This is a genomic window from Bradyrhizobium sp. C-145 (assembly GCF_023375135.1).
GTDB classification, from domain to species: Bacteria; Pseudomonadota; Alphaproteobacteria; order Rhizobiales; family Xanthobacteraceae; genus Bradyrhizobium; species Bradyrhizobium zhanjiangense.
Genome location: NZ_CP088150.1, coordinates 2,752,454 through 2,772,157 on the forward strand (window position 1 = coordinate 2,752,454; position 19,704 = coordinate 2,772,157).

The 19,704-nt window shown below is 65.4% G+C and carries 15 protein-coding genes and 1 pseudogene; 13 read left to right on the plus strand and 3 right to left on the minus strand.

Going from position 1 to position 19,704, the window contains the following annotated elements:
* The first annotated feature begins 72 nt into the window (after positions 1–72).
* Together LRP30_RS12675 and alkB are read left to right on the plus strand one after the other, a co-directional pair.
* On the plus strand, positions 73–819 hold the full coding sequence (locus LRP30_RS12675) for a 2OG-Fe(II) oxygenase (RefSeq protein ID WP_128944849.1): 747 nt from the start codon (positions 73–75) through the stop codon (positions 817–819).
* A 9-nt stretch (positions 820–828) separates the two neighbouring features.
* Positions 829–1,482, plus strand: a complete 654-nt coding sequence (gene alkB / locus LRP30_RS12680) for a DNA oxidative demethylase AlkB (RefSeq protein WP_206734796.1) — start codon at positions 829–831, stop codon at positions 1,480–1,482.
* Between the two features lie 3 nt (positions 1,483–1,485).
* Here the strand turns inward: alkB and LRP30_RS12685 are convergent, their stop codons facing one another.
* The 3 genes from LRP30_RS12685 to hpaH all read right to left on the minus strand — a co-directional run bounded on the left by LRP30_RS12685 (position 1,486) and on the right by hpaH (position 4,497).
* A complete protein-coding gene (locus tag LRP30_RS12685) occupies positions 1,486–3,114 on the minus strand; it encodes a thiamine pyrophosphate-dependent enzyme (RefSeq protein WP_249760525.1) in 1,629 nt (542 codons plus the stop codon).
* A gap of 149 nt (positions 3,115–3,263) precedes the next feature.
* Entirely contained in the window at positions 3,264–3,662 is a 399-nt protein-coding gene (locus tag LRP30_RS12690; RefSeq protein WP_128935030.1) for a 5-carboxymethyl-2-hydroxymuconate Delta-isomerase, read from the minus strand.
* A 28-nt stretch (positions 3,663–3,690) separates the two neighbouring features.
* Positions 3,691–4,497, minus strand: coding sequence for a 2-oxo-hept-4-ene-1,7-dioate hydratase (hpaH, locus tag LRP30_RS12695; protein ID WP_249760526.1), 807 nt, complete (start codon positions 4,495–4,497; stop codon positions 3,691–3,693).
* 108 nt (positions 4,498–4,605) lie between these two features.
* Between hpaH and hpaR the strand changes: the two genes are divergently transcribed.
* The 11 genes and pseudogenes from hpaR (at position 4,606) to folE (ending at position 19,699) form a co-directional block, all read left to right on the plus strand.
* Positions 4,606–5,124 carry a homoprotocatechuate degradation operon regulator HpaR gene (gene hpaR / locus LRP30_RS12700; protein ID WP_091897419.1) on the plus strand — a complete coding sequence of 173 codons (519 nt, stop codon included), beginning with the start codon at positions 4,606–4,608 and terminating at the stop codon, positions 5,122–5,124.
* 242 nt (positions 5,125–5,366) lie between these two features.
* Positions 5,367–6,143, plus strand: a complete 777-nt coding sequence (locus LRP30_RS12705; protein WP_028179613.1) for an aldolase/citrate lyase family protein — start codon at positions 5,367–5,369, stop codon at positions 6,141–6,143.
* A gap of 201 nt (positions 6,144–6,344) precedes the next feature.
* Positions 6,345–7,868 (plus strand): altronate dehydratase family protein, encoded by a 1,524-nt coding sequence (locus tag LRP30_RS12710; protein WP_249760527.1) that lies wholly within the window; start codon positions 6,345–6,347, stop codon positions 7,866–7,868.
* A 186-nt stretch (positions 7,869–8,054) separates the two neighbouring features.
* On the plus strand, positions 8,055–8,576 hold the full coding sequence (locus LRP30_RS12715; protein ID WP_249760528.1) for a PAS domain-containing protein: 522 nt from the start codon (positions 8,055–8,057) through the stop codon (positions 8,574–8,576).
* Positions 8,554–9,859 (plus strand): annotated as a pseudogene (locus tag LRP30_RS45185) (methyl-accepting chemotaxis protein). Before LRP30_RS12715 ends, LRP30_RS45185 begins: the two are co-directional and overlap by 23 nt.
* 322 nt (positions 9,860–10,181) lie before the next feature.
* Positions 10,182–13,451, plus strand: a complete 3,270-nt coding sequence (locus LRP30_RS12735) for a transglutaminase family protein (protein ID WP_249760531.1) — start codon at positions 10,182–10,184, stop codon at positions 13,449–13,451.
* 27 nt (positions 13,452–13,478) lie between these two features.
* The gene (locus LRP30_RS12740; protein WP_249760532.1) at positions 13,479–16,004 is read left to right on the plus strand and encodes a circularly permuted type 2 ATP-grasp protein; all 2,526 of its coding nucleotides are present in this window, start codon (positions 13,479–13,481) and stop codon (positions 16,002–16,004) included.
* On the plus strand, positions 16,001–16,879 hold the full coding sequence (locus LRP30_RS12745; protein WP_128939006.1) for a transglutaminase family protein: 879 nt from the start codon (positions 16,001–16,003) through the stop codon (positions 16,877–16,879). Before LRP30_RS12740 ends, LRP30_RS12745 begins: the two co-directional genes overlap by 4 nt.
* A 216-nt stretch (positions 16,880–17,095) precedes the next feature.
* The gene (locus tag LRP30_RS12750) at positions 17,096–17,923 is read left to right on the plus strand and encodes an HD domain-containing protein (RefSeq protein ID WP_128935023.1); all 828 of its coding nucleotides are present in this window, start codon (positions 17,096–17,098) and stop codon (positions 17,921–17,923) included.
* 127 nt (positions 17,924–18,050) lie between these two features.
* Positions 18,051–18,941: an alpha/beta hydrolase gene (locus LRP30_RS12755; RefSeq protein ID WP_249760533.1), complete on the plus strand. Its 891-nt coding sequence runs from the start codon at positions 18,051–18,053 to the stop codon at positions 18,939–18,941.
* A 131-nt stretch (positions 18,942–19,072) separates the two neighbouring features.
* Positions 19,073–19,699 carry a GTP cyclohydrolase I FolE gene (gene folE, locus LRP30_RS12760; protein ID WP_091897446.1) on the plus strand — a complete coding sequence of 209 codons (627 nt, stop codon included), beginning with the start codon at positions 19,073–19,075 and terminating at the stop codon, positions 19,697–19,699.
* The last annotated feature ends 5 nt before the right edge of the window (positions 19,700–19,704 follow it).

The following is a 19,704-nucleotide window of genomic DNA, read 5'->3' on the forward strand; positions in this document are numbered from 1 at the left end:
TCCTCGCAATGACGGGAAGATAGTCGGAAATCGGGTGGCGGCGGAGGGCGGCATATTGCGAGAGTCGTAGCCATGACAGCAACAGCACGCAAATCAGCCCCTAAGCTATCCGTCGACATTGCCTCCCACGTCGACATCCTCGACTGGCCGCAGATCACCGCTGAACTCGACAGCCAGGGCTGCGCCGTCCTGAAGAACCTGCTCACGCCGGACCAATGCCGCGCCGTGACCGCCCTCTATCCCGACGACACACACTTCCGCAGCCGCATCGTCATGGGCCGCCACGGCTTTGGCCGAGGCGAGTACAAATATTTCTCCTATCCACTCCCCGACTTGATCGCGCAGATGCGTCCGGCGCTCTATGCGCATCTTCAGGGCGTCGCCAACCGCTGGAACGAGGCGATGGGGATCGACATCCGCTATCCCGCCGCGCACGCAGCTTTCCTGAAGCGCTGCCACGAGGCCGGCCAGAGCCGGCCGACGCCGCTGCTGCTGCAATATGAGGCTGGCGACTACAATTGCCTGCATCAGGATCTCTATGGCGAGCACGTGTTCCCGATCCAGGTCGCGATCCTGCTGTCAGAGCCTGGGCGCGATTTCACCGGCGGCGAGTTCGTGCTGACCGAGCAACGGCCACGCATGCAGTCCCGCGCCGAGGTGGTGCCGCTGGCACAGGGCGATGCGGTGGCCTTTGCCGTGCATCACCGGCCGGTGCAGGGGACACGCGGCACCTACCGCGTTAATCTCCGCCATGGCGTCAGCCGTATCAGGTCCGGCCAGCGCCACACGCTGGGTGTGATTTTTCATGATGCCAAATGAGCGCTGCGATTGATGGGTGATCTGTTCGACAGCGTCGCCGAGGCGCAGCCATCGCGCGAGGAGATCGCCGACGGCGCCGTGCTGCTGCGCGGCTTCGTCAAGCCGATCGAGAGCGAGCTGCTCGAAGCCGTGCGCGCCATCGTGGCGCAATCGCCGTTCCGGCGCATGACGACGCCCGGCGGCTACCAGATGTCGGTGGCCATGACCAATTGCGGCGAGCGCGGCTGGATCACCGATCACACCGGCTATCGCTATGATCCAATCGATCCGCGAACTGGCGCGTCTTGGCCCGCGATGCCGCCCGTGTTTCGGGCTCTCGCCCGCCGGGCGGCGGAGCAGGGCGGCTTCAAAGACTTCGCGCCCGATGCCTGCCTCGTCAACCGCTACGAGCCCGGCACGCGGCTGTCGCTGCATCAGGACAAGGACGAGCTCGACTATTCGGCCCCGATCGTCTCGGTCTCGCTCGGCCTGTCCGCGACTTTCCTGTTCGGCGGCCTGGCGCGCAGCGATAAGCCGCGCCGCTTCCGCCTGGTGCATGGCGACGTCGTGGTCTGGGGCGGGGCTAGCAGGCTCGCTTATCACGGCGTTGCGCCGCTCGCCGACGGCGAACATGCGCTGCTCGGGCGGAAGCGGATCAATTTGACCTTCCGCAGGACGCGCTGACGCTTACGGCTTCGGCGGGTGAATGAACGCCCACGGACTGACTTCGGAGTCCCGCGTCACCTCGACCGAGATCAGATAGGGCCCGCCATGGGCGAGCGCCTTCTCCATCGCCGCCTTGAACTGGTCCGGTGCGGTGAGGCGCGCAGCCGCAACGCCGAAGGATTCGGCGAGCTTGACGAAATCCGGATTGACGAGATCCGACGCCACCACGCGGCCGTCAAAGCGTTCGCGCTGGTCGCGGCGGACATTGCCATAGGCGTTGTTGTTGAACACCAGCGTCACCACGCCGATGTTGAACTGCACGGCGGTCGAGAGCTCCTGCACGCCGAACATGAAGCCGCCGTCGCCGGTGATCGCCACCACCGGCTTGTCGGGGTTGGCGACCTTGGCGCCGAGCGCAGTCGGAAAGCCGGAGCCGAGCGTGCCCTGATAGCCTGACGTGATGAAGGTGCGCGGCTCATAGACCGGAAAGCCGTACCAGGAGGCGAAGCCGAACTGCGACAATTCATCTGTCACGATCGCATTTGCCGGCAGCACCTCGCGCAGGATGTTGAGATACGCCATCTGCGGCTGGATGCGCTGGATCTCCGCTTGCGTGGTTGCGGTGGCCTCGCGGATGTCTCCGCGCCGGCCGCGGCTTCGCGCATAGCCGGCCTTCTTCACGGCTGCGACGAGATCGGCTGTGCCGGTCTTCGCGTCGGCGACAATAGCGGTATCGGAAGCGAGCCGGCGCATCTCGGCCGGATCGATGTCGATCCTGACAGATTTCAGTCCCTTCGGCTGATAGGGCCAGCGGAAGCCCGAGGCCGGCAGCTCCGCGCGGGTGCCGATTGCGATCATCAAATCGGTCGTGGGCCACAGCTTGTAGGCGGCGGCCATGGTGAGTCCGAGCTCGTGCGCGTTGGAGACGATGCCGCGGCCGCTGCGGAAGGCAACGACGGGCGCATCGATCATCTCGGCGAGTTCGAGGATCTCCTTGCGCGCGTCGATGGCGCCGCTGCCGACGAAAATCATCGGCGCCTTGCTGGTCTTGATCAGCGCGGCGGCCTGCTTGATCAGGTCAGGATCGGGCTGCGGCGCAGGCAGCGGTTCCAGCACCTGTGCGGCCGCCGTGTCGGCGCGTTGGGTGAAAACGTCCCAGGGCATCTCGACAGAAGCAGGCCCGCGGCGGCCGGAGGTCATCTCCTGGAACGCGCGCGCGACGACCGTCGGCGCGTTGCCGGGATATTCGATGCGATCGGCCCATTTCACATAGGTCCGCACGGTCGCGAGCTGGTCCGGCATCTCATGCAGATGGCCGCGGCCCTTTCCCAAAAATGGCGTCGGCACCTGGCCGGTGACGCAGAGCACCGGCTCGTTACAGCCGAAGGCGGTGAGCAGCGCCGCGCTGGCGTTGAGCACGCCGGGGCCGGGCACCACGCTGAACACGCCGGGCCTGCCGCTGGAGCGCGCATAACCGAAGGCCATGTAGCCGCAGGCCTGCTCGTGCCGCGCGCCGATCACCTTGAGCTGGGCCTGATGGAAAGCGTCGAATAGGCCGTAGACCTGCGCGCCGGGCAGGCCGAAGACGGTGTCGACTCCGTGAGCAACGAGGCCGCTTACGATCGCTTCGCCGCCGGTGAGGGTGGTCATGGTGCTATTCCACTTCGAGTGTTGTCCGGGCTTCATCGACGACGCAGTTGCGCATGCTTGCGATGCCCTCGGCTTCGACGTCGATCACGTTCCCAAATGCGAGTGTGGCAAAGGTCGAGATGTCCCTGCCAGGGCAGGGAATGGGAACGTCAGCCGGGCTGCGCCTCCGCTTTCAGGGCGTCATGGATGTTGTTGCGCTTCCAGCTCGTGTCCTTGTCGTTGATCTGCATGTCGAACGACAAGGCAAACTTGCTGGCCGCGAAGACGGGATCGAGATGTCTGGAGAGCGCCTGGAAGACGTGCTCGCCGGCCTTCTGACGCGTCTTGAGGTCGCGGCCCTCGCCGATGCGCAGCACCATGTCGAGAAAGCCGTATTCTTGCCGCGCATCCGCGATCGCGTAATGCTCGCACTTGACGGCGCGAACGCGGATGCCGCCGAGCGGGAAGATCCCGGTCTCGACCGCCGCCTTGCGCACGACTTCGCATACCAGGCCCATGTCGAGGCGGCCATCGAGATTGGCCGAATATTCGATCGTGAAATGCGGCATCGCGGTTTCACCCTGTCTTCTTGTTCGCCTAAGCGAAGTAGCAGCTCACCGAGCCGTAGCCGCCATAGTCGGCCTGAATTGTGTCGCCCTTGCGGGTCTCGATCGGGCGGATGAAGGAGCCGGCGAGCACGACCTGTCCGGGCTCCAGCGCTAGCCCAAGCGGCGCGATCTTGTTGGCGAGCCAGGCCACCGCGGTTGCGGGATGATTGAGCACGCCGGCGGCAAGACCGGTTTCCTCGAGCTGGCCGTTCTTGAAGCAGAGCGCGCCGATCCAACGTAAATCGGCCTCCAGCGGCCGGATCGGCCGTCCGCCGAGCACGATGCCGGCATTGGCCGCATTGTCGGCGATGGTGTCGAAAATCTTTCGCGTCGCCTTGGTCTTGGGATCGACGCGCTCGATCCGCGTGTCCAAAATCTCCAGCGCGGGCACTACGAAGTCGGTCGCGTTGAGCACGTCGAACATCGTGCAGTCGGGTCCTGCGAGGCGCTTGCTCATGACGAAGGCGAGCTCCGCTTCCACGCGCGTTGCGATGAAGCGCTCGGTCGGAATGATGCCGCCGTCGGCAAAGAACATGTCGTCGAGCAGCACGCCGGAATCCGGCTCATCGATATTGAGCGCGTTCTGCATCGCCTTCGAGGTCAGGCCGATCTTGTGGCCTTTGACGATGCGCCCCTCCGCGATCTTGACGTCGACCCAGGCCTTCTGAATCGCGTAGGCATCGGCAATGGTGATGTCAGGGAAACCCTGCGAGAGCTGCCGGATCTGCGTGCGGGTCTTCTCCGCCTGGTGCAGACGCCTCGCGCAAGCTTGGATATCGTCGGTGGAAAGCGCCATTTGTCTTTCAAATCGTGGTGCCCGGAGATGCTTAACATGTTAAGTGAATGCGTCAAACACAAATTGGGCTTGCTGCACTGCAAACATTTTGCGGCTTGAAAGGGCGTCATGACGAAGAAATCCGCTGATCCCGCCAACGGAAGCGCGCCTGCCGCGCGCCAGGTGCCGATGCGCGACTTCTCGCGCTCGCTGCCGATGTCGTTGCTACGGGCGCGCGAGGCGGTGATGCGGCAATTCCGCCCCTCGCTGCGCGAGCACGGGTTGACCGAGCAGCAATGGCGCATCCTGCGCGCGCTCGCGGCCATCGAGGCGGTCGAGGTCACGGAACTCGCGCGCACGGCGTTTCTGCTCGGGCCGAGCCTGTCACGCATCCTGCGCGACCTCGAGGCCCGCAATCTGATCGAGCGCAAGACCGCGAAAGCGGACCAGCGCCGCAGCATGGTCTCGATCTCGAAAGAGGGCGTGAAGCTGATGGCCTCCGTGGCGCCGACGTCGGAGGCGATCTATACCGAGATCACGCGACGCTTTGGCGCGCGCAAGCTCGCCGAGTTGCAGGACATGCTTGGCGAGCTCGAGCAGAGTCTCGCAGGCCTCGGCGCCGGCGAGGAGGCAAGTGCCGAGGAGTGAAAGCAGATATGCGCGAGCGCGCGGCAACAGCCATGGACATAGCCGCGTTTTTTCGCTCAAAGTGCCGCCCAAGCCGATCGCTAGAAAGTCGGCGCCGGGACGGATGGCGCCCCTCTTGTCGGATGACATCTTGCGTTATCGCGAGCGTAGCGCGGCGCTCGAGTTCGCGGTAATAACGGCATCGCCTTGTCGCGGCGCTCGTCATGGTGACGACGGTCCAAACAACAAAGAAGGAAGGCAACGTGGCGAACAAAGTCAAAGAGATCTGGAAGTCGGGCAAGGCCGTGGTCAACGCGTGGCTCGCAATTCCCTCCGGCTTCTCGGCCGAGATGATCGCGCAATGCGGCTTCGACAGCGTCACCGTCGACATGCAGCACGGCGTGCAGGACTATCTGTCGATGGTCCAGTGCTTCCAGGCCATGGACAAGCATCCGATCACGCCGATGGTCCGCGTGCCCTGGAACGAGCCCGGCATCATCGGCAAGGTGCTCGACGGCGGCGCCTATGGCGTGATCTGCCCGATGGTCAACACGCCGCAGGAAGCCAGGAACCTCGTCTCCTATTCGAAATATCCGCCGAAGGGCGTTCGCTCCAACGGTCCGATCCGCGCCGGCATGTACGGCACCGCAGGCTCCTACCAGAAGACGGCCAACGACGAGATCGTGCTGCTGCCGATGATGGAGACGAGGACCGCGGTCGAGAACATGGAAGCGATCCTGGACGTCGAAGGCATCGACGGCGTCTATATCGGTCCGTCCGATCTCGGCTTCTCCTACGGCCTCGAGCCCAAGCTCGATCGCAGCGAGCCGGAGATCCTCGCGATCTATGAGAAGATCATCAAGGAGTGCGGCAAGCGCGGCCTCAACCCGGGCATCCATTGCAGCGGCGCCGAAGGCGCAGCGCGCGCCATCAACATGGGCTTCAAGCTGGTGACGCTCTCGAACGAGGTCGGCCTGATGACGACCTACGCCAAGATGCAGGTGAATGCGACCCGCAAGGAGTCGGGCGGCAAGGCCTGATCTCTCTCCTTTCCCTCTCCCCGTTCTTACGGGGAGAGGGTTAGGGTGAGGGGCCTCTCTCAACACGGACTAATCTAACGATCGAGCGCGCAGCTCGTCCCTCACCCGGATCGCATTGGACGATGCTTCGCATCGCCAAACGCGATCCGACCTCTCCCCGTAAGAGCGGGGAGAGGTGAAGTAAGACCGAAGGAGATACCCATGACCATCAGCCCCGTCATCCGCCTGCATCCTGATGATGGCGTGGTGATCGCGCGCGCGAGCCTGCCGCCCGGAACGGTGGTCGCCGACGGCGTGACCACGATCGACCGCATTCCCTCCGGCCATAAGGTCGCGATCAAGCCGATCGCGTTGGGCGAACCGGTCAAGCGCTACGGCCAGATCATCGGTTTTGCCACCCAGGCCATCGCGCCGGGCCAGCACGTGCACACGCAGAACTGCGGCATGGGCGATTTCGCCAAGGACTATGCCTATTGCGCCGACGTCAAGCCGACGCCGAACTTCGACCTGCCCGCGACCTTCGAGGGCATCCGCCGCCCTGACGGCCGCGTCGCCACGCGCAACTATATCGGCATCCTCACCTCGGTGAATTGCAGCGCGCATGTCGCGAGCCTCGTCGCCGACGTCTTCAAGAAGAATCCCTTCACCGGCGACAATCCGCTGGCCGACTTCTCCAATGTCGATGGCGTGGTCGCGCTGACCCACAAGACCGGCTGCGGCATGACGCAGAACGAGCCTCTGGCGCTGCTGCGCCGCACGCTCGGCGGCTATGCGCGGCACGTCAATTTCTCCCACGTCATCGTGCTCGGCCTCGGCTGCGAGGTGAATCAGATCGGCGGCCTGATGGAAGAGCAGAAGCTCGCCGGCCGCTTGCGCGCGATGGACATCCAGGAGGTCGGCGGCACCCGCAAGACGGTGGAGGCGGGCATCGCCTTCGTGCGCGAGGCGCTCGCTGACGCGAACAAGGTCAAGCGCGAAACGGTGCCGGCAAGCGAGCTCACGGTAGCCCTGCAATGCGGCGGCTCGGACGGTTATTCCGGCGTGTCTGCCAATCCGGCATTGGGTGCGGCGAGCGATCTCATTGTTCGTCACGGCGGCACCGTGATCCTCTCGGAGACGCCCGAGACCTACGGTGCCGAGCATCTGCTGACGCGCCGCGCCGTCAGCCACGAGGTCGGCGAGAAGCTGGTCGACCTCATGCGCTGGTGGGACGCGTATACCGAGCGCGAAGGCGCCGAGATGAACGCCAATCCAAGCCCCGGCAACAAGGCCGGCGGCCTCACCACCATCCTGGAAAAGTCGCTCGGCGCGATGGCGAAGGCCGGCACCACCAATCTCGTCGAGGTGCTGCGCTACGCCGAGCCCGTCACCAAGAAGGGTTTCGTGTTCATGGACACGCCCGGCTACGATCCGGTCGCGGCGACCGGCCAAGTGGCAGGCGGCGCCAATCTCGTCTGCTTCACCACCGGGCGCGGCAGCGTGTTTGGCTGCAAGCCGGCGCCGTCGATCAAGCTTGCCACCAACACGCCCATGTACAAGCGCATGGAAGAGGACATGGACGTCAATTGCGGCACCATCCTCGAAGGCGAGGAGAGCGTCGAGAGTTGCGGCCAGCGCATCTTCGAACTCATCCTCAAGACCGCCTCGGGACAGCCGACCAAGAGCGAGAGCTTCGATTTCGGCGGCGCCGAGTTCGCGCCGTGGGTGTTAGGGGCGACGATGTAATCTCCTCATCGTGCGCCGGCGGTAGCTAAACACTGCACGGCGACGCACCTAGGTAATGATACGGAGGCGTCAAGTGATCGCGCTGGTTCCCGTGGTCACGCCTGATTAACATCTCTCGCCGTAGTTCTGGAGAGATGCGAGCTCCACTCACTCGGGGCATTCGCCCTTCGTGAGGATTCGTCAACGATGACGCGTGCGATACGGCCGACCGGCGTGGAAAATCTCCTCGGGGAGCAGGAGCTGATCGTATCGAAGACTGATCTCAAGGGCCGCATCACCTACGCCAACGACGTTTTCCTCCGCATGGCGAAGTACAGCTATGCCGAGCTGATGGGCGCTCCCCATAGCCTGATCCGCCACCCCGACATGCCGCGCTGCGTCTTCAAGCTGTTGTGGGATACGCTCGAGGCCAGGCAGGAAATCTTCGCCTACGTCGTCAATCTCGCCAAAGACGGCAGCCATTATTGGGTGTTTGCTCACGTCACCCCGACGCTGGACGATCGCGGCAATATCATCGGCTACCACTCCAACCGCCGCAAACCCGATCCTGCGCAGATCGAGCGCATCAAGCCGATCTACAAGGCGCTATGCGCCGAAGAGGCGCGCCACGCCAATGCCAAGAACGGCATGCGCGCGAGCTTCGAGATGATGGTCGGCCTGCTCAAGCAAAACGGTGTCGCCTACGATGAATTTGTGCTCTCTCTCTAAGGCGCAAGCCGCTGCTGGCCTTGCCTGCCTGCTCGCCGTCGTTGTCCTCACGTTGTCGATTGCGGGCGCATTGACTGCTGCTCCGGCCGCTGCGCTGCTCGGCGCCATCGTGCTGCTGCTCGGCTACACGGTCTGGAGCCAGCGCCGTTCGCTGGCTGCGATCGAAGAGGTCGCGGAGGTATGCCGCAAGGCCGCCCATGGCGACCTGGAAGCGCGCGCGTTCGGCGATCGGCAACCCGGCCGCATCGGAATGATTCAGAAATCGGTCAACGACATGCTCGACGTCACCGATGCCTTCGTCCGCGAAGCTTCGGCGTCGATGGACTATGCGAGCCGCGGCAAGCATTTTCGCAAGATCCTGGCGCGCGGATTGCCCGGCTCGTTCCGCCGTTCGGCTTCCGTGATCAACTCCGGCACCGACAGCCTCGGCCGCCGCGTCGTCGAGATCTCAGAGCTCGCAAAGCAGTTCGGCACGCATCTCGACCAGGTCGCCGGCGGCCTGATGAGCGCCGCGACCGATCTCGAGGCCGACGCCGGCCAGATGGCCGCGGCGGCCGAGACGACCAGCCGCCAGACGTCCGGGATGCGCAGCGCGTCCGACCAAGCCTCGAACAATGTCGCGACGGTGGCGAGCGCGGCGGAACAGCTCGCGTCCTCGATCGCCGAGATCAGCCGCCAAGTGGCCGGCTCGACCACGAGCACGGGGCGGGCGGTGAACGAAGCCAATCGCGCCGGCAGCGAGATCCGCACGCTCGCGGACGGCGCTGCGGATCGGCGACGTCGTCAAGCTGATCAGCGAGATCGCCGAGCAGACCAACCTCTTGGCGCTCAACGCCACGATCGAGGCGGCGCGGGCGGGCGAAGCCGGCCGCGGCTTCGCGGTGGTGGCGTCCGAGGTGAAAAGCCTCGCCAACCAGGCTGCGAGGGCGACCGAGGAGATCAGCGCCAAGGTCGGCGAGATGCAGCAATCGACGAGCAACTCGGTCGCGGCGGTCGAGGCGATTGCGCAAACCATCGCAGAGATCGACGGGATCACCGCCAGCATTGCAGCTTCGATCGACCAGCAGGGGGCCGCGACGCGCGAGATCGCCCGCAACGTCCAGGAGGCCTCGTCCAGCACGACGCAGGTGTCCTCCAACGTCACCGGCATCAACGAGGCCGCCGCCGACACCGGCCGCGTCGCGAGCCGCGTCAACAGCGCCTCCGAACGCGTCCATGGCGAGGTCGAGACGCTCCGGCGCGAGGTGACGCAGTTCCTGCAGCGGCTGACCTCGGCGGCGTAACGCTGCGCCACCCACCGCTGTCGTCCCGGACAAGCGCGTCCTAAAGCGCGCGCCGATCCCGGACCCATAGCCACCGGCAGAACCGTAGGGTGGGCAAAGGCGCTCTTGCGCCGTGCCCACCATCGATCCACATTGCAACAGAAGCGGTGGGCACGCTTCCGCCTTCGCTCTTCGAGCTACGGCGGACAAGTCGCTTTGCCCACCCTACCGATACTGCCCGCGTAGCGCGGATACTTCCTAGGCACGGTCTGCCCGTTGTTAGTGCTTGATCGCATTGACATCAGGTGTTCTGCTCAAAAAAGCTGCTGGAGCACCGCACCCCGTGTCGATCTACGTCGCATTACACCACGTCACGCACTACAAATACGACCGCCCGATCGATCTCGGCCCGCAGACCATCCGCCTGCGGCCGGCGCCGCATACGCTCACGCCGATCCTGAGCTATTCGCTGAAGGTCACGCCATCCAATCATTTCGTGAACTGGCAGCAGGACCCGCAAGGCAATTGGCTCGCCCGCTATGTCTTCCCGGAGAAGACGACCGAGCTGAAATTCGAGGTCGATTTCACGACGCAGATGACCGTGGTCAATCCGTTCGACTTCTTCGTCGAGCCCTATGCCGACAGTTTTCCGTTCGACTATCCGAAGGATCTGAAGACGGAGCTTGCGCCGTATCTCGAGACCATCAAACCCGATCGCCTGTTTGCGAAATATCTCGATACGATCCCGCACGAAGCGCCGAACACCGTCAACTTCCTGGTCGAGCTCAATCGCGACCTGCAGAAGAAGATCCGCTACATTATCCGCATGGAGCCGGGCGTGCAGACGCCGGAGGAGACGCTCGCCTCCGGCGCCGGCTCGTGCCGCGACTCCGCGTGGCTCCTGATCCAGACGCTCCGCCATCTCGGGCTCGCCGCGCGCTTCGTCTCCGGCTATCTCATTCAGATCCGTCCCGACATCGACCCGATCGAGGGACCGCCGGAAGTGGAGAACGATTTCACCGATCTGCACGCCTGGGCCGAGGTTTACCTGCCTGGCGCGGGCTGGATCGGTTTTGACGCGACCTCCGGCATGCTCGCAGGCGAGGGGCACATCCCGGTTGCGGCGACGCCGCACTATCGCTCGGCCGCGCCGATCTCCGGTGGCGCCGGCTTTGCCGAGGTCGAGTTCGCTTTCGACATGTGCGTGAAGCGCATCCGCGAGGCGCCGCGCATCACGAAGCCGTTCTCCGACGAAGCCTGGGCGCGGCTCAACGATCTCGGCGAGCAGGTCGACGGCGACCTCGCCGCGCAGGATGTGCGGCTCACCATGGGCGGCGAGCCGACCTTCGTCTCGGTCGACGATCTCGAGGCAGGCGAGTGGAATACCGAAGCCGTCGGCCCCACCAAGCGCGCGCTTGGTGATGATTTGATCCGCCGCCTGCGCTCGCGCTTTGCGCCGGGCGGGCTGCTGCATTACGGCCAGGGCAAATGGTATCCGGGCGAGAGCCTGCCGCGCTGGGCCTTTGGCCTGTACTGGCGCAAGGACGGCGTGCCGATCTGGAAGAACGCCGACCTCATCGCCAGGATCGAGAATCCCAGGCGGCCGGAGGTCAAGGACGCCGAAGCCTTCATGGAAGGCACCGCGGCGCGGCTCGGGCTCGATCTCGGCTACATCATGCCGGCCTATGAGGACCCGGCCTATTGGCTTCACAAGGAAGCCGAGCTTCCGATCAACGTCGACCCCACCGATTCCAAATTGTCAGATCCCGAAGCGCGCGCGCGGATGGCGCGCGTGTTCGACCAGGGCCTTACCACGCCGCGCGGCTTCGTGCTGCCGATCCAGCGCTGGAATGCGCCGCCGCGCTGGCGCAGCGAGCGCTGGCCGCTCCGGCGCAATCACCTGTTCCTGTCACCGGGCGATTCACCGCTTGGCCTGCGCCTGCCGATGGGCTCGCTCGGTCACGTCCCGCCGAACCAATATCCTTACATCGTCGAGCAGGACCCGATGGAGCCGCGTGGCAGGCTTCCCGTGTTCACCCGCATGGCGCGACCGCCATCGCCGCCGCGCACCGCCCCCGAGCATCTCAACACGGCAATTCCAGTGCGTACTGCAATGGCCGTGGAAATCCGCGACGGCGTGCTCTGCGCCTTCATGCCGCCGGTCGAGCGCATCGAAGACTATCTCGAATTGATTTCGGCGCTGGAAGACACCGCCGAGGAGATGCAGCTCCAGGTCCATGTCGAAGGCTACCCGCCGCCGTTTGATCCGCGCATCGAGGTGATCAAGGTGACGCCAGATCCCGGTGTCATCGAGATCAACATCCAGCCGGCGAAGAGCTGGCACGATGCGGTCGACATCACCACCGGTCTCTACGAGGATGCTGCGAAGGTGCGGCTCGGCGCCAACCGCTTCCTGGTCGACGGCCGCCACACCGGCACCGGCGGCGGCAATCACATCGTGGTCGGCGGCTCTAGCCCACAGGATTCGCCGTTCCTGCGGCGGCCCGATCTCTTGAAGAGCCTCGTGCTGTACTGGCAGCGCCATCCGGCGCTGTCCTATTTCTTCTCCGGCCTGTTCATCGGCCCGACCAGCCAGGCGCCGCGCATCGACGAAGCCCGTCACGACAGCATCTACGAGCTCGAGATCGCGCTCTCGCATGTGCCGCCGCCGGGTACCCAGACGCCGCTGTGGCTGGTGGACCGGCTGTTCCGGCATCTGCTCGTCGACATCACCGGCAACACCCACCGCGCCGAGATCTGCATCGACAAGCTCTATTCGCCGGAAGGTCCGACCGGCCGCCTCGGCCTCGTCGAATTCCGCGCGCTCGAAATGCCGCCCGATCCGCGGATGTCGCTGGCGCAGCAGCTCCTGATCCGCGCGCTGATCGCAAAATTCTGGAGCGAGCCGCAGGCCGGCAAGTTCGTGCGCTGGGGCACCGCGCTGCATGACCGCTTCATGCTGCCGCATTTCATCTGGGAGGATTTTCAGGACGTGCTCACCGAGCTGAAGCAGTTCGGTTATGCCTTCGAGCCGGAATGGTATCTGGCCCAGCTCGAATTCCGTTTCCCCGCCTTCGGCCGGGTCCATCATGGCGGCGTGACGCTGGAACTGCGCCAGGCGCTGGAGCCCTGGCACGTGCTCGGCGAGGAGGGTTCGGCCGGCGGCACGGTGCGCTATGTGGACTCATCGGTCGAGCGGCTTCAGGTCAAGGCCGAGGGATTTATCGAGGGCCGCCACATCGTCACCTGCAACGGCCGCCGGCTGCCGATGACATCGACCGGCCGCTCGACTGAAGCCGTGGCAGGCGTCCGCTTCAAGGCCTGGCAGCCGGCCTCCGGCCTGCACCCGACCATTCCGGTCCACGCACCCCTGACCTTCGACCTGATCGACACCTGGAACGGCCGCTCGCTCGGCGGCTGCGTCTATCACGTCGCCCATCCCGGCGGCCGCAACTACGATACCAAGCCGGTCAACACCTATGAGGCCGAGGCGCGGCGGCTCGCGCGCTTCCAGGACCACGGCCACACCCCGGGTCCGGTCCAGCCGCCGCCGGAGGAACGCACAAATGAGTTTCCGCTGACCCTCGACTTGCGGACCCCGCTCCTGCAATGAGTATGATGGTGGGGCAGGGAGAGGCGCATGGGCGAGGGCGCAGCCGAACAGGACGACCAGGCGGGCAGGGCGCAAGGTCAGCGTGACGGCCAGCGCCGCCTGGCGCAATGGGTCCGCGACTATAGCCGCCTGCCCGGCATTCCCGACGAGTTCCTGGGACCCGACGGCGCCCCGCGCGCGGTCTGGAGCCGCTTCTTCGACGCCTTCGGCGCGCTCGCGCCGGACGAGGTCGAGCGTCGCTTCGGCATGGCCGACCGCCATCTCCGCGAGGCCGGCGTCACCTATCGTGCGCCCGGCGACAGCGCCGACCGGCCGTGGTCGATCAGCCATCTGCCGCTCTTGATCGACGAGGCCGACTGGCAGCAGCTGTCCGCCGGCATCATCCAGCGCGCCGAGCTGCTCGAGCTCGTGCTGCGCGACATCTATGGCGAGGGCCGCCTCGTCGCCGAAGGCGCGCTGCCGGCGGCCGCGATCGCCGGCAGTCCCGAATATCTCCGTCCCGTCTGCGGCGTGCCGCCGCCCGGCGGGCGGTATCTGTCGATCTACGCCGCCGATGTCGGCCGCGGGCCCGACGGCCGCTGGTGGGTGCTCGGCGACCGCACCCAGGCGCCCTCAGGCGCGGGCTATGCGCTGGAGAATCGCCTGGTGCTCTCGCGCGCTTTCTCCGACCTCTACAAGTCGATGAACGTGCCGCGCGTCGCGCCGTTCTTCGAGGCGTTTCGCGACAGCTTGCGTGCGCGGGCCGACCGCGACGAGCCGCGCATCGGCGTGCTCACCCCGGGTAGTTTCAGCGAGACCTATTTCGAACACGCGACGCTGGCGCGCTATCTCGGCTTCCTCCTGGTCGAGGGCGACGATCTCGCCGTCAGCGACGGCCGTATCCACATCCGCACTGTCGCCGGCCTGAAGCGGCTCGACGTGCTGCTCCGCCGCGTCGATTCCAACTCGCTCGATCCGCTCGAGCTTGATGCCTCCTCGCGGTTAGGAGTTCCCGGCCTGATCGACGTGCTGCGCAAGGACGGCGTCGTCGTCGCCAACATGCCGGGTTCGGGCGTGCCGGAAGCGCGGGCGCTGCTCGGCTTCCTGCCGGCGCTGAGCCGCCGCCTGCTCGGCGAGGAGCTGAAGATGCCGCACATCGCCACCTGGTGGTGCGGCCAGCGCGCAGCACGCGATGAGGTGCTGGCACGGCTCGATGAGGTCGCGATCGAGGGCGCCTACCGGCGCGGCGTTCCCGGCTTCGACAGCACGGGGCCGGTGCTCGCGAGCGAGTTGGATGCGAGCGACCGCCAGCGCCTGATCGACGCCATCACCGCGCGGGGCATGGACTATGTCGGCCAGGAGGTGGTGCGGCTCTCGACCATGCCGGTGTGGGAGCACGGGCAGCTCACGCCGCGGCCCTTCGTGCTGCGCGTGTTCGCAGCCGCCACGCCCGATGGCTGGGTGATCATGCCCGGCGGCTTCTGCCGGATCGCCGAGCAGGCCGATGCGCGCGCGGTGTCGATGGGCGACGGCGCCCGCGCCGCCGACGTCTGGGTCGTATCGGACAAGCAGGTCTCGACCGCGACGCTGCTGCCGGCGACCGACAAGGTGCGGATCCGCCGCATCGCCGGCGTGCTGCCGAGCCGCGCCGCCGACAATCTGTTCTGGCTCGGCCGTTATCTGGAACGCGCCGAGGCGACGCTGCGCTTGGTGCGCGCGCTGGGCTCGCCGAGCGGGCCCAACAAGGGCACCGCGGCCTCGCTGCAATCGGCCGAACGCATCCAGCGCCTGCTGGTGGCCTGGGGCGCGATCTCGCAGACCTCGCGCGCGGCGCCCGGACCTATCGTCGCCGAAGCGTTGCAGAGCGAGGCGCGTCTCGGCTCGGCACTGTCGCTGGTCCGCGCGGCCCAGCGCACCGCGACCTCGTTGCGCGAGCGCCTGTCGCCCGATGCCTGGCAGGTCATCACCGAGATGACCGAGCGGCTCGCCTACGAGGTCGAGGACGATGACAGCGTGCTGAGCGCTGCCGAACTGACCTTGCAGGAGCTTGCGAGCTTTGCAGGCCTCGCGCAGGAGAACATGAACCGCGCCGCCGGCTGGCGCTTCCTCGACGTCGGCCGCCGCGTCGAGCGCGCCATCAACACCACGCGCTTCACGCGTCAATTCGCCTATGACGAGGCCGGCGACGAGGATCTCGACATCCTGCTGACGCTGGTGGATTGCCAGATCACCTATCGCTCGCGCTATCTGCTGGCGCCGATCCTGGCGCCGGTGCGCGACCTCGCCGTGCTCGATCCCTACAATCCGCGTTCGGTGGCGTTCCAGGTCACGACGCTGAACGAGCACATCGCCGCGCTGCCGAGCCTGAAGGAGTACGGCCTGATCGAGCAGCCGCAGCGGCTTGCGGTGGCGATGCAGGCCATGCTCGCGACCGCGGAGGCCGAGAAGCTCGAGGTCAAGATGCTGTTTGCGCTGGAGCAGGATCTGCTCAGCCTCGCCGAGGCGATCGGGCAGCACTATTTCCCGCACGGCCCCAATGCCAGCCGGCCGGAAAAGCTGACGGGGCTGGCGTGATCTACGACATCCGCCACGTTACGACTTACGAATATGAGAATCCGGTCAGCTTCGCCCGCTGCACGCTGCGGCTGGAGCCGAGAAGCGGCAATGGCCAGGAGCTGATCTCGCACAACCTCGAGATCCGACCGCGTCCGGTCGAGCGCAATGTCCGCCGCGATTTCTTCGGCACGCTCACCGAGAGCGTGGTGATCGAAGCTGCGCACCGCAACTTAAGGATCGATTCACGTTCGCGTGTGTCCGTCTCGCGACAGCCGCCGGCGCGCGATGCCTCTAGCCCGCCCTGGGAGACCATTCGCGACGTTGCCTTCGAGGCGACGAGTCTCGGGCCATCCTCGCCGGTCGGCTATGTCTTTGCGAGCCCGCTGGTGCCGGTGCTGCGTCCGGTCAGCGCCTATGCGGCGGTGAGCTTTGCGCCCGGCGCGGGCATCCTCAAAGGCGCGGTCGATCTCATGCATCGCATCCGCAGCGAATTTCGCTACGATCCCAAGGCGACGGTAATTTCGACGCCGCTCGGCGAGGTCTTCGATAAGCGTCACGGCGTTTGCCAGGATTTTGCCCATGTGATGATCGCAGGGCTGCGCGGGCTCGGTCTGCCCGCGGCCTATGTCAGCGGCTACTTACGTACCACTCCGCCGCCGGGCCAGCCGCGCCTGCAAGGGGCGGACGCCACCCACGCCTGGGTGTCGCTGTGGTGCGGGGCTGAGCTCGGCTGGGTCGATTTCGATCCGACCAATGATCTCCTGATCGCCAACGACCACATCGTGCTCGCGGTCGGACGCGACTTTTCCGACGTCTCGCCTGTCGATGGCGTCATCGTCGGCTCGCCGAAACAGAAGCTCGGCGTCGCCGTCGACGTGCTGCCGGTCGAATGACCTCAATCTTGCGGTCTGGACGCCGGCACCTCTAGGATGTGTCGCCACATCGCTGCAATCGCGATATGGCGGAGCGCAACTGCAATATATTTTCGTGTTCTCGTTCCGGGATTTGGTCCCTCGGCCCAAGATGGGCTATGCTGACTGGTGCGCCGAGGACAAGAATGAAACGTCGGGAGTTGGCGTGGAATACCATCGACAGACGGGGCTGCATCCATGATGACGTTACCGCGACTGGCGGCCGAGACCCTGGAGAAGATGCTGGGCTCGTTCATGCGTCGCCGGTACGACGAGCCCTCTGCCCGGGTGCTGGAGGGTTCGACGCGCACCGCGATGGAATGCATCGGCAACAGCGACGCGCTGTACCACAACATCGAGCATACGATGCTGGTGACTCTGGCCGCTCAGGCGATCCTCACGGGACGCAATCTCCATGCGCATCTTGCGGCGGACGACTACCTCCATATCCTGATCGCCTGCCTTGCTCATGACATCGGTTATGTCCGCGGCTTGTTTCCGGAGGATGACGACGACGGTTTCATCATCAACGAGGCCGGGACCAAGGTGTCGCTGCCGCGGGGCGCGTCGGATGCCAGTCTGATGATGTATCACGTTGATCGCTCGAAACTCTTTGTGCGTCGGCGGCTGCCGCCGATCCGCGGCCTCGACTCTGAGCGCATCGCGCGCGCCATCGAAGGTACCCGCTTTCCGGCCCGCGAGGGCCAGGAGTACGACGACGAGGCCTCGATCCTGCGCGCCGCCGATTTCATCGGCCAGCTCGGCGATCCCAACTATCTGCGCAAGGCCAACGCGCTCTATTACGAGTTCGAAGAGGTCGGCATCAACCGCCAGCTCGGCTACGACTCGCCCGCCGACATCGTCAACCGCTATCCGCAGTTCTACTGGAACAGCGTCGCACCGCACATCCAGACCGAGATCGGCTATCTCAACAAGACCGAGATCGGCCGGCAGTGGATCGCCAATCTCTACAGCAACGTGTTCCGCGCCGAACGCGACATCTCGCTGTCCGGTCCGCAGAGATAGATCGGCTCGTCGTCTCTTGTAGCCCGCATGGAGCGAAGCGGAATGCGGGGACGCCCTGCATCCGCGAATCCCGTATTTCGCTGCGCTCCATCCGGGCTACGACATCGCGTCAATCGGTGAGCAAATCATGCAACAAAAAACCGTCACCACCGATATCCTCGACATCGCCTATCTGGACTACGGCGCGCCCGATGGCTGGCCCTGCATCATGGGCCACGGCTTTCCCTATGACGTGAACGCCTACGCGGAAACCGCGCCGTTGATCGCACAAGCCGGCGCTCGGGTGCTGGTGCCCTGGCTGCGCGGCTACGGGCCGACGCGGTTTCGTGCGGCCGAGACGCTGCGCTCCGGCGAGCAGGCGGCGCTCGGCGCCGACCTGCTGGCCTTCATGGACGCACTCGGCATCAAGCGTGCGGTCGTCGGCGGCTATGACTGGGGCGGACGCGCCGCCTGCGTGGTATCAGCACTCTTTCCGGAGCGCGTGATCGGACTCGTCTCAGGCAATTCCTACAACATCCAGAACATCGCCCGCGCGATGGAGCCGGCCTCACCGCCGGAGGAGGCCGCGCTCTGGTATCAATATCTGTTCCACAACGAGCGTGGCCGCCGTGCGCTGGAGCGCAACCGGCGCGGCTTTGCGCGTCAGCTTTGGTCGATGTGGTCACCGAAATGGATATTCGACGCCGCCACGTTCGAGAAGAGCGCCGCGTCGTTCGACAATCCCGATTTCGTCGATGTCGTGATCCACTCCTATCGCCACCGCTATGCACTGGTCGCGGGCGATCCCGCCTATGCCGCGATCGAGGCCAAGCTTGCAAGCCAACCGCCGATCCGCGTCCCGACGATCGCGATCGACGGCGACAGCGACGGCGTCAATCCCGGCACCGCCCATCACGCGCGTAAGTTCGAGGGCTTTTTCGAACGGCGCGTGTTCGCGGGCGCCGGTCATAATTTGCCGCAGGAGCGGCCGGCCGAATGGGCGCAGGCCGTGCTCGATGTCCGGAAGGCGGCCTCATAGAGCCGGTTTCTCGTCTCGCGGCTGGCTTGTCGTCCTTCCGATTTTTCCTGATCCTGGGAACCTTTTCCGATTGCAGCCGTCCAAGCTGTGGGGCCGCGTCTATGTCGCGGCTCGTTGCAGGGAGGATCTAGATGAAGTCGCAAGTGCGCAAGCTGGAACGTGTCGCGGTGGCGCAGAGGCCAACCGAGCGACCTGATCGGGCGGAGGTCGAGCAAGCGGTCCGGACCATGATCCGCTGGGCGGGCGATGATCCCGCGCGCGACGGCCTGCGCGACACGCCGGATCGGGTTGCGCGTGCCTTCGAAGAATATTTTTCCGGCTATGCGCTGGATCCGACCGAAATCCTGCAAAAGACCTTCGAGGAGATCGAAGGCTATGACGAGATGATCGTCCTGCGCGGCGTCCGCTTCGAAAGCCATTGCGAGCACCATATTGCGCCGATCGTTGGCCGCGCCTGGGTCGCCTATATCCCGCAAGGGCGCGTGGTCGGCATCTCCAAGCTGGCGCGGGTCGTGGACATCTATGCCAAGCGCCTCCAGATCCAGGAGAAGATGACTGCGCAGATCGCCAACACCATCAACGACGTGCTGGAGCCTCAAGGCGTCGGCGTCATCATCAAGGCGACGCATCACTGCATGACCACGCGCGGCGCGTACAAGCCCGGGACCGATCTCGTCACCAGTCGCATGCTGGGGGTGTTCCGTGACAATGCGCTGACACGACAAGAGTTGTTGGGGTTAGCCAATTCGGACACGTGAGCCAC